General features: G+C 35.4%; 12 protein-coding genes and 1 tRNA gene. 2 read left to right on the plus strand and 11 right to left on the minus strand.

Features of this window, described 5'->3' with window-relative positions:
- Nucleotides 1–147: 147 nt before the first annotated feature.
- The 3 genes from ACXIUD_RS02145 to ACXIUD_RS02155 are packed head-to-tail and all read right to left on the minus strand — an operon-like array spanning nt 148 to nt 5710.
- Complete coding sequence (locus ACXIUD_RS02145) at nt 148–1923, minus strand: DUF7017 domain-containing protein (protein ID WP_458050966.1); 1776 nt, start codon at nt 1921–1923, stop codon at nt 148–150.
- Nucleotides 1924–1926: 3 nt separating this feature from the next.
- A complete protein-coding gene (locus ACXIUD_RS02150) occupies nt 1927–2742 on the minus strand; it encodes a hypothetical protein (protein WP_458050967.1) in 816 nt (271 codons plus the stop codon).
- On the minus strand, nt 2732–5710 hold the full coding sequence (locus tag ACXIUD_RS02155; protein WP_458050968.1) for a hypothetical protein: 2979 nt from the start codon (nt 5708–5710) through the stop codon (nt 2732–2734). Before ACXIUD_RS02155 ends, ACXIUD_RS02150 begins: the two co-directional genes overlap by 11 nt.
- A gap of 613 nt (nt 5711–6323) precedes the next feature.
- Here ACXIUD_RS02155 and ACXIUD_RS02160 point away from each other — a divergent pair.
- Nucleotides 6324–6566 (plus strand): hypothetical protein, encoded by a 243-nt coding sequence (locus ACXIUD_RS02160; protein WP_458050969.1) that lies wholly within the window; start codon nt 6324–6326, stop codon nt 6564–6566.
- Between the two features lie 363 nt (nt 6567–6929).
- Here the strand turns inward: ACXIUD_RS02160 and ACXIUD_RS02165 are convergent, their stop codons facing one another.
- From ACXIUD_RS02165 to ACXIUD_RS02180, 4 genes are all read right to left on the minus strand, one after another.
- Nucleotides 6930–7739: a DnaB-like helicase C-terminal domain-containing protein gene (locus ACXIUD_RS02165; RefSeq protein ID WP_458050970.1), complete on the minus strand. Its 810-nt coding sequence runs from the start codon at nt 7737–7739 to the stop codon at nt 6930–6932.
- Between the two features lie 191 nt (nt 7740–7930).
- Nucleotides 7931–8362, minus strand: coding sequence for a hypothetical protein (locus tag ACXIUD_RS02170; protein WP_458050971.1), 432 nt, complete (start codon nt 8360–8362; stop codon nt 7931–7933).
- Nucleotides 8352–8891, minus strand: coding sequence for a helix-turn-helix domain-containing protein (locus tag ACXIUD_RS02175; protein WP_458050972.1), 540 nt, complete (start codon nt 8889–8891; stop codon nt 8352–8354). Before ACXIUD_RS02175 ends, ACXIUD_RS02170 begins: the two co-directional genes overlap by 11 nt.
- 12 nt (nt 8892–8903) lie before the next feature.
- Nucleotides 8904–9458: a hypothetical protein gene (locus ACXIUD_RS02180; RefSeq protein ID WP_458050973.1), complete on the minus strand. Its 555-nt coding sequence runs from the start codon at nt 9456–9458 to the stop codon at nt 8904–8906.
- Between the two features lie 436 nt (nt 9459–9894).
- Here ACXIUD_RS02180 and ACXIUD_RS02185 point away from each other — a divergent pair, with 436 nt between their 5' ends.
- Nucleotides 9895–10179, plus strand: coding sequence for a hypothetical protein (locus ACXIUD_RS02185; protein WP_458050974.1), 285 nt, complete (start codon nt 9895–9897; stop codon nt 10177–10179).
- Nucleotides 10180–10194: 15 nt separating this feature from the next.
- Here ACXIUD_RS02185 and ACXIUD_RS02190 read toward each other — a convergent pair whose 3' ends face one another.
- The 4 genes from ACXIUD_RS02190 to ACXIUD_RS02205 all read right to left on the minus strand — a co-directional run bounded on the left by ACXIUD_RS02190 (nt 10195) and on the right by ACXIUD_RS02205 (nt 14534).
- Nucleotides 10195–12141: an ADP-ribosylglycohydrolase family protein gene (locus ACXIUD_RS02190; RefSeq protein ID WP_458050975.1), complete on the minus strand. Its 1947-nt coding sequence runs from the start codon at nt 12139–12141 to the stop codon at nt 10195–10197.
- Nucleotides 12142–12180: 39 nt separating this feature from the next.
- The gene (locus tag ACXIUD_RS02195) at nt 12181–13092 is read right to left on the minus strand and encodes a metallophosphoesterase (RefSeq protein WP_458050976.1); all 912 of its coding nucleotides are present in this window, start codon (nt 13090–13092) and stop codon (nt 12181–12183) included.
- Between the two features lie 188 nt (nt 13093–13280).
- Nucleotides 13281–13481 carry a hypothetical protein gene (locus ACXIUD_RS02200; protein ID WP_458050977.1) on the minus strand — a complete coding sequence of 67 codons (201 nt, stop codon included), beginning with the start codon at nt 13479–13481 and terminating at the stop codon, nt 13281–13283.
- 968 nt (nt 13482–14449) lie between these two features.
- Nucleotides 14450–14534: transfer RNA gene (locus tag ACXIUD_RS02205), tRNA-Ser, on the minus strand.
- Nucleotides 14535–14575 lie beyond the last annotated feature (41 nt).

The following is a 14575-nucleotide window of genomic DNA, read 5'->3' on the forward strand; positions in this document are numbered from 1 at the left end:
AGAAGAAAACGAAATATTAACCAAGAAAAACAATAACTTTAACGCGAAGTAAGTCCACTATTCCTGACCAAAAAACTACTTAACTCCGGGGGGTCAATTTGCAGCGCTGATAGGGGGTCACTTTGACCGCTGTATGCAATTTACTGATTATACTTTTTCAATTTCATACACTTTCCATTTGTCGCCATCGCCTGTGTAAACCGCTTTTGCTGAGACATAGCAGTCGTTATCAATATTATATTGATATAATGTTTTAATAGACACATAACAATTATTTATAAATGCAAACCCTCCGTCTTTTATTTCTAAATCCCCTGTTATTGTTTTTTGTAAGTCTTTATTTGTTTCATCAGTCCTTTCAAAAATCAAAGGAATAAGTTTCTTTTTCCCTGTTTTATCTTTTTTGACTACAAAATACACTTTTAAAAAATCGCCAACTTTTGGTCTAATTTCAGTGTCACTAAAAAAACCAATACCAGTCAATAAACCTTTCCCAAGAACAAAGTGGAATAATTTTTTACTGTAATTTACATCGTCAACAACGACAATTCGATTTTTGAAATTCTGAATTGCTGTTTGTTTGTCGCATTTAGTTATTTGAATCGGTAAAAGCCTTTTCTCGTCTTTTATTGTTTTTGAATATTGATGGAAACTTATATAGTCACCTTTTTCAAAAATATCTTTGTCATATTTTTGGAATAATTCATTGCTTGTATTACTAATGATATGGAGAATTTGTTTTTCGTTATTAACATAATCTATAAACCCATATTCAGTTTGCAGTATTGACCATTTTTCCTTTTTAGATTTCTCCGCTATTAGTGGAAAATGCTTGTATTCTATTTTAAGTTTTTTTCGGAATATGGATAGCTTATTTTTAACTTCCTTCTTTACTTCCTGCTTGTGAAGTTTAAACTTTAATATGTCTCCTAACTCACAATGTTTTAAGACTTCAAAGCGACTTTTATTAATTGTAAAATCTATCGATTTCCCATCTGTAAATGTTAAACGTTCTCTTCCTTTGTCGTCTTTTCTTTTATCAACCAAAACAAGTTCTGTCCAATCAAAATTAGCATAAGCGAAGTTTTCGGCAAAAGAAATATATTTTTTGTATAGTTCTTTATTGTCTTTTAAACTTAGTTTAATTGAACTTGTTTTTTTGTGTAATTCGTTAAAAAGTGATGACAATTTCCAACCTTTTATTTCTCTATGTTTCTTGTATGCTTCAAGTTCTACAAATGCATTTTCTAAAAGATCTTCGTCAATTAACGCTTTTGCTAAATCTAAATGAATATCGCCTAAAAAATCTTCGTTTTTTTCTAAACTCAATGCTTTTGACAACATCCCGATTTTTATAGAGTTATCGGATATGAAACAATTTGAAAACTCTTGCCACACATAATGTTTATCTGCAAGTTCCAAAACAAGTTGATTGTATATTTTGATTGCTAATTCTAATTCGTTGTTTTTTAAATGTAGCAATGCTTTTTGTCGCAATAACCATTCATCATTAGGAAATAATTTGATTGCTCTCTCATAAGGCTCAATAAGCCACGAATTATTTTGTTCAGATCCTTGAGTTTTCAGAATTTCAAAAGCCTTTTTTATTGACTTAATTGCCAGAGGTTGGTATGTATTTTCATCTTTCTTGGTTACTTCCCAATCTTCATTTCTTAAATTTGATGGATCCCAACTTTTAAAAAAATCAAGAAATCGCGACTCATCATTTTCTCTCATAAATCTTTCAGCAAGATTTAGAATTTCAGAATGCCATTTTGATTGGCCGTATTTTGAATAATTGGCATTGTAATGTTCAAATAACTTCCATAAATCCGAAAATCTACTTTCCTTTTGAGCATTAAATATATTCCAAAAGAATGTTTCTCTAAAAAAATCTAAAATTGTTTCTCTTGTAATTTTCATAATTCAAAAAGGTAATTTACCAAAGTCTGAAATCGATTTATTGCTTAAGATTTTACTAATTAATACTTCGTCAATGTCAAAAATCGTATCAGTATTTACGAACTCTCTACAAATCCTTGAAATTAATGAGGGTATTTTATCACCATTTTGATTAGTTCCATCGTGTAAATCATCATAACGTAAGTTTTCAGGTTTCCACATAAGGAAGAATTTATAAAAATTAAAATCGCTATGTGTTTTTGAATAATTCAAAGCAAAATTTAAAATCATAGAATGGAGCATTGAAGGTCTTTCATTCTTTAAGTTCATATAATCCCTAAAAAATGTTCTTACCTCAATCGATGAAAGGTTACTTTCTTCTGCTTTTATGTATCGGTAGATTACCCAACCGTAACTTTCGTGATGTAATTCTGTTAGTTTATTTTGATCAATCAGGTTTTTAAAAATCGCTAATGCTTCTTTATAATTTCCGTTTTTGCTTAATTCTTCTGCACTTTGAACCTCCAAATAATTAATGTCAATCTTTGGGCGGAGAAAGTTTTTTTGATTTTCAATTATACCATCATTATAACCTTGAAAGTCTATCTTAATTAATTCGCTATAATAAACTCCTGCTTGATTCAAGTTTTTTTCTGCTATATAGTATTTACACAAATCTATTAGAACCCAAGCAAATGCTTTTTGAATCCATTCGTCTGAACTGTCCTCAGAGTATAGGTTTTTTGCTATATTTAAAGCATTATTTAATTTGTTCAGTTTTTCAATCCCTGATAAACTCTGTGCCTCTTTTCGCAATTCAAAAACAGTTTTAGAATCCATAAATTAAACTTTTTACTCTCTCTAAAATTACTTCAGAAGATTTTTCCAAAACTTCAATTTTTGTAAAAAATCCTTTTGTGTGATTTTTTTCACTTTTACCGAACCAAAATCTTAAAGTCAAACTTTCTTTTTCGCAAGATGCACGAAAAATATCTTGATTATTATGGCTTTGTAGTATTTTAAGGTTAATGTTTTCATTCTTGCAATTTTCTATCCAGGCAGAATATATTTCTTCCCGAAAATCTTTCGGTAATTCTGGGTTGTCATCTGATATTGAAGAGACGCTTTGTTTTTGCTCAAAACAATCTTCAATACACGATTTTACAATAATTTCACCTGCTCCATTAAGGCTTTCAATACGAATATTTCCAACAGCAAATTTATCCTTTGCACCTTTGTTGTCAATATTTAAAATCAATTGTTTATTGTCGCTTTGAGGGATAGAGTAAAGAGCTTTTGTCAAGTATTCAGAATATTTTTTTGAGTTTTCAAGTAAATAACCATTTTGTTCCAACAATTTTGAAATTTCACAAATAGTACCTATTACATTTTTGTTTTCAATTGATTGAACTTTCTCTGCATATTTTGTTTCAACTTCGTAATTTTCAAAAATGAGGAATTGTTTTGATTTTATGGAATAGCCACTTACAGAACTGTCTTCGAATACACAGTCCATAAAAGGATTTATTATTTGAGCCGAGGTAATATTGACTATTTTACCTGTAGTAATTCCACTATACAACCAACGAAAGTAACTATCATTCGTGATGCCGTCATTTTCCTTACGGTGTCCTTTTATAATGATTTCGTTATAATTCGAACCGATTGCTTTATGAACAGTTATTGCCCAACCGTATTTAACAAAAACAGCATTTACAAATGGGTCAGTATCCTTGATTTGAAAAAATAGCTTCTTAGAGTATTTTTTGTAGTAGTTTGAAATCAAACTTCTTGAATTTCTGCTTGTTTCAACTTTTCCCTTCTTGTCGTTAGGTAAATTATAATTCTTGACAAGTATTTTTGTTGCTTCTTTTTCTTCTTTAGAAAGCTCGATATATTGGTTATCCCGTAATAATTGTTTGTATTCTTGACTGTCTTCAAATTTTTGCTTTTGTTTTTCATCGTTAATTTTTGCATTTACAAAAACTCTAAATGCAATTTGTTCTTCTTTTATTAAACCGTCTTCGCTGTTAAAATAATTGTCCAAAATCCAAATGTCAGTTTCTGGTGAACCTACCAAACTCAAACATTTTACATTTATTTTGGTAAAAGATAAGATTATAGGATTTTGTGATTGACGAATTTTAATTGGTTCTTGATGAGACTCTTTAACGGCAAGCACGGTCAAAAACATTCCATTTACGATTCGTCTTGGAATTTGGAAACCACTATCATCGGGAATAGAAACATTGTTATTTACGATTAGTAAATCACCTATCCCCAAACTTTCTCCATTCCTAAGACATTGTTTTTTAATCCACTTATTAGTTTTCAAGCAATCCTTTTTCGAATAGAATAAAACAGCATTATCTGGTTCATTAGAAAATGGCTTAGAAAACCATAAATGTAAATTTTGAATTCTTTGTTTATCGTCTTGTAAATCTAATAGTGAACTTTCATCATAACTGTAATGCAAATTATTAAAAAGTGATTTTTCAATACTTGTTGCTAAATCAGTTCGTAATTTTTCTTTACCATCTGAATATTTGTTGTCTATCGGTTTACGGTAGTGTTTAATTTTATCTTTATTGTATAATTCAGACAAGGTTTCCAAGTTCAATGCGGAATCCTCGTCTTTTCCAAATGTCAGAGAATAAGGGTCGCCAATAAATACAATTTTACGTTCACTTTGAGGATTGAGAAATTTGATAACATCTTCTAATAGTCTACCTGAACCAAACCTTAATAGCTCAGATTGACTTAAACTACGACTTATTAAATGTGCTTCGGCAACTACAATCAATGCCTTCTCATCAATATCTTTGCTTGATTTTAATGGAATAACTTCTAATAATTCTTCTTGTTGTTCTTCTTTGTCGGAATTTTCATTTTGCCCTTCAATATCTGAACCGCCATAAATAATACTATAAATTCCTTCTGTTTCTATATTACTTCGTCTTTGGATTTTCTTACTTATTCTTGCAGAGTGTGACCATTTTTCAATTTGGGGGATATTGTGATTTACAGCTTCGTTAGTAATAAATCGCAACCAAGAATCTCTATCTTCAACATCCAAGGATTCTAAAACGAGAATGCCACCATTTTCTTCCTTGAGAAACTTAACGATATTGTTCTCAACATCATTGTCAATTACTGTTAACTGCTTTTCAATGATTTGTTCAGGTACAGGAATTTCAATGTTTTTAATCCATTTTTCGGCTGGGAAAATACTTTTAAAAACTATTGTATTTTCTTCTTTGTAAGAATTATCACTTGCAAAGTCATAGAGAAAATTACCTAAGTCTGATTCTTGGATAAGTTTGTAATAGGGTAGATTTCTTGGAACTTCATTATGAATTTCAATTGGCCCAGAAAAAATATTTGCAATGCAAACTCTTGCGGGGTTTAAGCCTTCAAAGTATTTGTTTTTCTCAACTAATTCTCTAAAGGCATTGCGATAAGAAACCAATTGTCTAAATGGATTAATAAAATTAGCCCCTGCTTTTATTTCTAATCTACTTCTGTCCTTTGGACTTTCATTATGCCACTTTGATGAATGGAATTCATTTTCATTTGGAGGTAATTTGATTATTCCTTTATAATCTTTGAAATCAATCAGAATTAGTCCATTGTTATAATATAAAATGGCATCAGCACGAAAACGAGAATATGATTCATTGAATGGATTTCCAATCAATAAGCCATTATAGCCAAACTTTTCAAAAGTTGCGTCAATTATATTTACAACTCTACGAAACTGTTCATTTTCGTGGGTATGTACCGTTCTGTTATTTAATATTTCAAGCATTGTCAGAGTCTAGTTGTTATCGTGTACGTTGGGGCTAAAGCAAATGTGCTGCATTGCGGTAGCTTTATGCATGGGTATGCAGGTCTTTTGATTTTGCAGAAGCGTAGTCATCTTGTCTTTGATTTTTCTTTCCGTTTATTCTCGGTAGTGTCATCTTAAGGTTGAGCCATAATTTCTTTATAAGTCCGGAAAACCAGACTTAGCTAAAATACCATTTTTAAATCTTAAAGAATTTTTAGCCCAAAACTAACCATTCCCTTTTAAACAAAAAATACCTCGATCACGGTATTTTTAGGTTTTTGTAGAATTTTGAAAATCCATATTTTTAAACTACAAACCCATCGACCAAGCTATGCCAGCAAAATTCAATTGTGAGGATCTTGGAATTGATACGCGAAAGAGAAAGAGGAATTATTTTTCTGTAAAAGATGAAATATAGAATACCTACAATGTAGGAACCTAATGGCTATGCCTGGACTGTTTCCGCAACCGGCTCGGAAGGGAATTCACCAAAGATGATTTTAAAGTCTGCTAGTTTTTATTTTCCAGCTCAGTTGGTTTTGTTGTTTTATTTGACAATTTTATCATCAATAAAAAGTCAATAAAATTAACAATGGAAATATTTGAACTCGTACAGGCATTGGAAGAACGAGAAGTTCAGATTGAAAACAAGCTTCAAAAGTTGGTTGAATCCAATGCAAACCCCTTCCCCATGGGCAGAATTGAAAAGGGGAAATTACTCTTAAAGTTAATTTATGAATTCAAGAAGTATGTGGAAGAAGATGATTTCATCCAAGCCGGAATGAGGTTACGAGATTTGGAATTAGAGGGCTTGGTCATTTATCAAAAGAAATAAGAATATATCATTCAACTCTCATGTCCATCCGACAAACCCCTTCCCATGCTTATCTTAGGTTGTAGGCTTATATTCTTCCAAGCTTGATAGCAGGAGCTGGTAACAATCTTTTTGCTTATGAGATTGGATTCTTTTGAACAGGTCTTTGAGTCGGTCAAAGTCCTTGATTTTCTTCTTTTTGCAATTGGCCATAAATGAATATATGGCTGCTGTAATTTTTGTTGCTTGGTGTGAATGGCAAAACGATGCTTTTCTTTCTAGTGCCGAAAAGCTCAGGGCATTTTCGACAAGGTTGTTTTTGATTTTTTTAACTGTTCGTCTATGGCATATGCACTCAGTCCAGCCCACCTGGTGTAGGCACACTCACCATTCCTCAACCCTTCCAGAATCTTTTTTCCTCAACAATAAGGTACCGGTATGACCAAGTGTATTCATTGCCAAATTCACTTCCAATCTATTCTCCGTGGAATCCCCATCTTCACTGATGGTAATACCCGCTGCAATTTCTCTGTAGAGCAGGAATACCTTGTGAACAAATGGCAATAAAATATCTGAATTGTAGATGTCTACCAAAAAAGGTAATTGAATAGCAGAACGCTTGGAAGCAGAGGCGCTTGTCATCATAGCAACAAAAACTGGAATCTTGGTTTCTTTGATAAAGCGATTTAGCTTTTGATAGAAATCTGCATAATTTTTAGATGCCAAATATGGCTGAGAAACAATGCTGAAAAAATCATCGATAATCAGATAGGAAACCTTTGCCGACTTAGCTTTGGTAAGTACCGCATCCAAGCTATCAAAATCATAGGCTACAATCACTTTTTGCTGAAACAAGCGTTTGATATCCGCAACTCTGTCCACTAAAATATCCTCATCCCACTCATCCAGAGGTTTCACTGAATCTTCAATGATTGAAATCAATTGCTTTGTCATATGACGTTGGTCTGACCGCGGAGCTATAAACATTCCCTTATATTCTTGGTAATAGGAAAAGTTAAGCATCAGGTTCAGGAGAAAAGAAGTTGATCCATGATTAGGCCTTCCGGAAACCACAATTAACTCTGCCCCAAATCCATCATCAATCAGCTTATCCAAGCTTCTGATACCCGTGGATAAGGTCTGAGGTGTTCCCGACTGATCAAATAACTGGTTAAAAATCTCATGGAAGGACATAATTTGAGGGTTTGAAAGTGAGTTTTAAACCCTATGAAGATAAGGATAATAAATAAAAACTGGAGCATTTAAAAGTCTCTGAAAGGCTTTCAATTTTAATTATTTCATAACCAGCAGTCTAAACTTTCAACAATACCCACTCCGAATTCATATTGACTTTCTTGTTTAAGGGGTCAGCATGCTCCGGAATATCATTCAAACTCCAAAACCACATCTTCTTTAATCAACCCGTCCACATGGATGGTTGGCAGTAAGAGATTATTGAATTCAGTATTTTCGGTTTTTGCATGAAGGACTCCTCTTGCTGTACCTACCGTTATAATAGCTATATGACAAGCAAAACCTCTTTCTACCACTATGGCTGTTTTGTCCTTGTTCAGAAATCGACCCCAAGCCTCTTGATCGATCTCAAAATGACAACCAACTTCTAGAACAAGAAAAGCAGCTTTCTTCTGTAAAAATCTGATTTTGAGAAAAACTCCGATCATTCTTTCCTCAATGCTGTACCTAAATCCCAGGCCCAGTTCTAAATTAACATCCCTCTTTGGCTGAAAATTTTCTTCCAAAATGGCAAACTGCTCCGTAGAGATGTTTTTTAATAAAAAATTTACTTTAGTTTCCATAACCATACTCAGATAAAGGCTCTGCAACCATCATATAATCACTTTCCACCTCACTTACTTTGTATGCTTTGATGTATTTAGTTTGAACTTTTGATTGGCTGCTTGTATTAGCCAACTTTTCTTTCACTTTTATAGGCTCGAGCTTCATCTTTAATGTAATGGTTTTTTCAACTTGCTGATTTTGTCTATTCTTTTCCGGGAAGGTAGTAGTTACTTCCTTTGCTGAGGATGACTTGATTTCAATCAGGTTAATTGAAAGAACATTTTCAAGCTTCCCAATAGTATCCAAGGTTAGGTTCTCCTGCCCCTTAAGGAGTTTATTGACATACTGTGCACTTACACCCAGCTTTTCTGCCAATTCCACCTGCGTCATTTTCTGAGCTTTAATAGCTGTCAAAACCTCAATGGCTATATCAAAAGACCTATCCAGCCAATGTCGGTTTTCTTTCCTCCATTGAGCTTTTTTCAGCCAGCCTTCATCCTTCTTTGCATTGCTGAAAAGTCGCTGAATTTTGTTGTCGTTTGTCATTGTCTTGGGTTATTATTTGGTAGTGAAAAAGTCGTCTATATCTATTTCTGCCTCTTCGAGATATTTTTTGGTGATATCAAGTTTTTCAAGTTCTTGTTCTGTATGCGCCCGGCCATGCATTTTCTTGGTGAGTTTAATGGTCCCGCCACTGACTACGAACTTATTCAAATCCACCCGGATGGCATAGACTCTTATCCAGCTCTTTCTCGAAAGTCCATAAGCTTTATCTCTTTCAAATCCACGGTGATCTATTTCGTTATCTGATAAAGGTTCAAATAGTGTAGATAAGGTTTCTCTTGGATTTTCAACCCCACCTTCAGCAAGCTCAAGGATTTTCTCTTCAAGCTCTTGCGCTTCTTTTCTTGTCCTGTTTAACGCTTCTTTTATACTGATGTTTCCATAAAATCCACTTTGAAGATCGATTTGATTTGCTTCAAAGAACTCAAAGAGCTCTACTGGATCATTGAAAAAATCAAATACCCTTTCAAATTCATGTGTTTCATAGGAATCGTATTGAACTGAAGCCAACGCACCTTTTACAATTGCAAAGATATCAACAATTTTCATGAAATCAACTTATAAGTTTATTTTTAAATAATTTCCCATTCTATTTTCAAAAAGTTGTTCGCTTCTAAAACTCATTCTCTTTTTTATTTCTTCAATCATTTGATCATGTTTTTCTACAATTTGATCTTCAGCATTAAAAATAACATTACGCTAAATCCTTCGATTTTATCGAGATTTTGAATTAAAACTAAAGAATTTCACACGAGATTCACAATACAGGCTGAACTTGTAATTCAACTATAACTTTAAATCATCTCACTTTTGTCATTTTGTTCAGTACTAAGAATTTGATACATTAGTTAAGTTTATTTTTCAATCAATTTAAAAAGTATGACAAAGGTAAAAGTATTTGAATTAGGCGCTGAAGGAGGAGGATTGAGTATTTGGAGAACCGAAGAAAACGGGGAACATCTATTTTTATATAAAAAATCATAACATGGAAACCTATAGAGAGCAAATCATCGAGTGCATCAACGGCTTATGGCAGGCACGTATCAATGTATTTGGAAGTATTCTCAGCATTGCCATGACGCACCATATGAAAGACATCCACGACTCCTTTGATATTGGAAATGTATTTGAATTTGAATATGCCCACTTTGAGGATATCGAAGATGAAAGTCTCCAACAATTAATCATACTCTCCAAAAGCATGGACGACACCATCAATCACTTGATGCATGTGAATGGGATTGGAAAAGATGAGGTGGACCTTGATTAAGACACCTCACCCTTTTTAATATCCAGGATATTTCAAATGCCAATCTTCATCTTCACTGAACGTGCCACTTTTACACCCGATGCTTAAGTCTTCACCGATTTCTTCCACGATATCTTTATACAGTAAATTTTCTTTCCATTCATGTGGGATGTGAGCCTGTCCCACCATTAAACCCACTAAGTTGCCTGTGATCGCTCCTGTACTGTCTGAATCTCCGCTATGGTTGATGGATACAGTGACTGCTTTTCTAAAATCATGAGGGTAATGCAAGGCACAAAGTAAAGAAATGGCTAATGCTTCTTCTGCCACCCATCCTTCTCCAACCTTTTGAATTTCAAGGTGTGTGATATCTTGATTGATATGTCTTCTATGAATATCAAATGCTTGTTCTATTTTTCGATAAAGTTCTTCATGACCTTTCCATTTTTTCAATAGTTCGAGGCCATACCGAATAGCTGTCTCCAAACCTAACCCATTCGATAAATCCGCAATGATAGATGCCAATAATCCACCACTTAAATAGCCTGAGGGATGTCCATGAGTAATGGCTGATAACTTTACACCTTCTTCGAATGCTACTTCCCTGTCATGATTAAAAATCAATCCTGCTGGCGCAATCCGCATGACTGTTCCACATCCTTTACTATCATTGATAGGTGATTCAATGGTTCCCATCCTGCCACTTTCCAAGGAAGTTAGGCAGGAATTTCCAGGGAATCGTTGCTTGTATAATTCTTTTCTTCTGATAAGCCATCCCTCTTCAAAACCATAGATGTTTCCTGAATCAGCAACAGTATACCCCTGTGTTTTGAGCCATCTTAGGTAGGAACGGTATGTAAGTGTCGTTTGGCCTCCACCAATCCCCTTGATAACGGACCTATGCAAGGCACGTAAAAGTCCTTCTGCTGTAAACAGCAACATTTGCGTGTCATCTGTGAATTCTCCTTTTCCTTTGGGATGTTCCACATAAGACTGCACGCCTTCACATCCATATTTCTTAACTATTGCCTCATAACTTAAAAATTCAATAGGTGCCCCCAACGCATCACCGATAGCACCGCCCAGTATACAGCCCAAATACCTATCCCTTTTTTTCTCCTCCTTTGAAAGTAATTGAAGTTGTCCTGTAATTTTTTGATTTGCCTCATTTGCAATTAGAATATCACTGAATTTTAACCCAAATTCCTTTTCTATGAAATAAAGCGTGGGAGCCTGATTATCTAAGGAGGCTTTTACTAATTGTGTGGTAAACAAACCACTTTTTTTCTTCCAAGCAGCGCTTTCTTTATCCACTGCTTTGATCCAATCAACCCGAACAAGAAACTCTGAGTTTATATTTTCAGAATTTTCAAAAATGCCGGGCTGCTTCAAGTGGTAGTTTTTTAAAGGCCGTTGGTTGACCACAAATTCATTCACCTTGACAGCCTTTTGAGAAACTTTTCCCACCCCTACATAGCCGTAGTTTTCCAAATAGGCAACAACAACATCTCCGGCTTCAAGCATTTTTATAGGGTCACTCCATTTTGGATGTTGCCCGGCAGACAAGAAACCGTATTGCTTACAATCTTCCCAACAGCGATGGTTACCTTCTCCGACATTTACGTAATAAAGACCATTTTCAAAATCAAACCCTAAAAGGTTTACATGAAGTTTATTGTGGGGCCTGAACTTTTCAGCAAAATGCCCAGATGATTTGTTTGTCAAGATTTTACCTAACTTCCAGATCAAGGTTTTTTCCACTAAGAGTGCTTCCTTTTCAGTTAGCCCTTTAGCTATTACTTTTATAATAGGCTCCAGACCTTCCTTTTTGATTTCCCGGATGATTTTTGTTTTTCCAGAGTCATTCTCAGCATTTTCATCAAATTTCAAATGCGCTTCCTTACGGCTTCCTTTGCCTTTACCGTAGTAAAACTCTTCATAGTTTCTTGGGTCTATATAGACGTACACATAAAAATTTTCCATTTCAGTCGTAGTAGTTTAATTAAATTGAAATGAACTTATTTACACATAAACAAAATTCGTTTGTTCTAAATGTTCTTCCTCATTTAGCTGGTAAGCTACAAGCTTTCCTTCCTTAGCCACACTATAATCCAAGCAACAAATGTTTCTTTTGTACAAAGAAGGTTCTCCCTTCAACCAGTAATGACCGAAAAAAACTTTTTTCTCATGGCCTTGATAGTAGTCTGTTGAATTCAATTTTGCTACTTCGATTGATTGATCCGGTAAATCCTCCATAGGCTCTACACTGATGGTTTTATAAGTCATCTCGGAAGGATTTTCCCACCATTTCATTCGTATATCAGTTCTTCGTATTCCATCCTTATCATGAAAATCAAGTCCCTCGGGCAAGCTCAATTCCTTGCCTTTTAAGGTTTGCTCAATGGTTTCATTCAATCGCGTCCCTTGTTGTACAGACGTATAAATCAAATCATCCGTCAATCGATCGTTCACCAATGTTTGCCTTAGAAATTCTATAGCGCTATTGTCCCAACAAGCATGAACGGCTCTAAAAGTATCTGCTTCGTAATAAAGAGGTAAGGTTTTAAACCATTCCAAATAATCCTCATACTCCTTCTGTCTATTTTGGAATTGCTTCAATGTATCATAATGCTGTACAATATTTTTGATTACGTGTTTTCGAAGGTGCCCACCTTCTGTATCTTGAAAATGGAAGCAAAGTGCATTGTATTCGTGATTACCCATCAGTGCAATCGCATGTTCACTTTCAACCATGGATCGCACGATTTGAAGTGTTTCTCTGATTTTAGGTCCCCTATCAATGTAATCCCCAACGAATAGTACCTTTCTTTCAGGGTGAGCATACACCCCACTTTTTTTCGCATAACCCAATTTAAGAAGCAACGCTTCCAATTTGTCAGCATGCCCATGAATGTCTCCTATGAGGTCTATCATTCTTCTGTTTTTATATTGTTTTAATTTATATGCAAGGAAAGCAATTGTGTGCCCTCAACTAAAAAAAAAGTCAAGTAACCGCTTTCTTAGAAAGAGCATAGACGACATCCTCCAACACTTGATACATGTGAATGTGAGTGGAAAGGATGAGGTGGATATTGGATTGAAGTGATCGTTTAACTTGGAAGCTAAGACTCCTCTTTCCTATCCAAATCAAACTCGTCCACTACAGATAAATATTCATCCATACTTATCCCCAACATACTGATGATTCTTTCTACGTCAAATCCCAGCTTTCTATAGCCAGCAATGCAAGACCACGCCAAATACCTTTGGGATTGCTCCGTTTCATCTAAATACATACCATCGTCTCCAGATTCTATTTCCATAAGTTCATTAGTTTTAAAGATGCTTGATAATGGTTGCCTGCGCTAAAAATTATCTTAGAACCCTTCTGCTACCCTTTTGAGAAGTATATACTCTCAAGTTAAAAATTCAACTTTTGTAATCAAAACAGCGCTAAGCATATTGACATAAAATGTCATAAAATTTTCAAATATGTGAAGTACGAGCTTCATATATCCAAATTATTTTTCCTTGTTGTAGGGTTGAACAACTTGTAAGGAAAATAACGAAACGTTCTTATGTCTTGGAAATGCAGAGAAGGAGCGGACCGAGCGTTAAGAATTGCTCCGGTGGTCCCGATTGCTATCGGGATTAGCGAGGGGCCAGGTTGCAGGGGGACCGAGCGTTAAGAAACAGTCCAGTGGCCTGTTTTAGCGAAGGGCCAGGTTGTAGGGCTGGACGACTCGAAATGAAACTAACGAAACGTTCTTATGTCTTGGAAATGCAGAGGAGGAGAGGACAAGCCGTGGAGAAAATGTCCGGTGGTCCCGATAGCTCGGGATAGGTTTGGGCCAGGTTGCAGGGGGACCGAGCGTTAAGAAACAGTCCAGTGGGCTGTTTTAGCGAAGGGCCGGGTTGGTGGGCTGGACGACTCGAAATGAAACTAACGAAACTTTCTCATGTCTTGGAAATGCAGAGGAGGAGAGGACAAGCCGTGAAGAAAATGTCCGGTGGTCCCGATTGCTATCGGGATTAGCGAGGGGCCAGGTTGCAGGGGGACAGAGCGTTAAGAAACAGTCCAGTGGGCTGTTTTAGCGAAGGGCCGGGTTATAGGACTGGACGACTCCTAATAAAAATAACGAAACGTTCTTATGTCTTGGAAACGCAGAGGAGGAGAGGACAAGCCGTGAAGAAAATGTCCGGTGGACATTTTTAGGCTTGGGCCAGGTTGTAGGGCGGCTCCCGACGACTCGAAATGAAAAAAGCCAAGCATAGCTTGGCTTTTTGAATGCAGAGGAGGAGGGATTCGAACCCCCGGTACCTCTCGGTACAACGGTTTTCAAGACCGCCGCGATCGACCACTCTGCCACTCCTCTAAATTGGTCTGCAAGCAGATGACTGCCTTACGGATTGCAAA

The sequence above is a fragment of the Mongoliitalea sp. genome (genome assembly GCF_054166905.1).

Coding starts and splice junctions, on each gene's coding strand:
- ACXIUD_RS02190 (WP_458050975.1), bottom strand. CDS start 12,141: ATGGAAAATTTTTATGTGTACGTCTATATAGACCCAAGAAACTATGAA.
- ACXIUD_RS02185 (WP_458050974.1), top strand. CDS start 9,895: ATGGAAACCTATAGAGAGCAAATCATCGAGTGCATCAACGGCTTATGG.
- ACXIUD_RS02165 (WP_458050970.1), bottom strand. CDS start 7,739: ATGTCCTTCCATGAGATTTTTAACCAGTTATTTGATCAGTCGGGAACA.
- ACXIUD_RS02180 (WP_458050973.1), bottom strand. CDS start 9,458: ATGAAAATTGTTGATATCTTTGCAATTGTAAAAGGTGCGTTGGCTTCA.
- ACXIUD_RS02145 (WP_458050966.1), bottom strand. CDS start 1,923: ATGAAAATTACAAGAGAAACAATTTTAGATTTTTTTAGAGAAACATTC.
- ACXIUD_RS02200 (WP_458050977.1), bottom strand. CDS start 13,481: ATGGAAATAGAATCTGGAGACGATGGTATGTATTTAGATGAAACGGAG.
- ACXIUD_RS02195 (WP_458050976.1), bottom strand. CDS start 13,092: ATGATAGACCTCATAGGAGACATTCATGGGCATGCTGACAAATTGGAA.
- ACXIUD_RS02150 (WP_458050967.1), bottom strand. CDS start 2,742: ATGGATTCTAAAACTGTTTTTGAATTGCGAAAAGAGGCACAGAGTTTA.
- ACXIUD_RS02175 (WP_458050972.1), bottom strand. CDS start 8,891: ATGACAAACGACAACAAAATTCAGCGACTTTTCAGCAATGCAAAGAAG.
- ACXIUD_RS02155 (WP_458050968.1), bottom strand. CDS start 5,710: ATGCTTGAAATATTAAATAACAGAACGGTACATACCCACGAAAATGAA.
- ACXIUD_RS02160 (WP_458050969.1), top strand. CDS start 6,324: ATGGAAATATTTGAACTCGTACAGGCATTGGAAGAACGAGAAGTTCAG.
- ACXIUD_RS02170 (WP_458050971.1), bottom strand. CDS start 8,362: ATGGAAACTAAAGTAAATTTTTTATTAAAAAACATCTCTACGGAGCAG.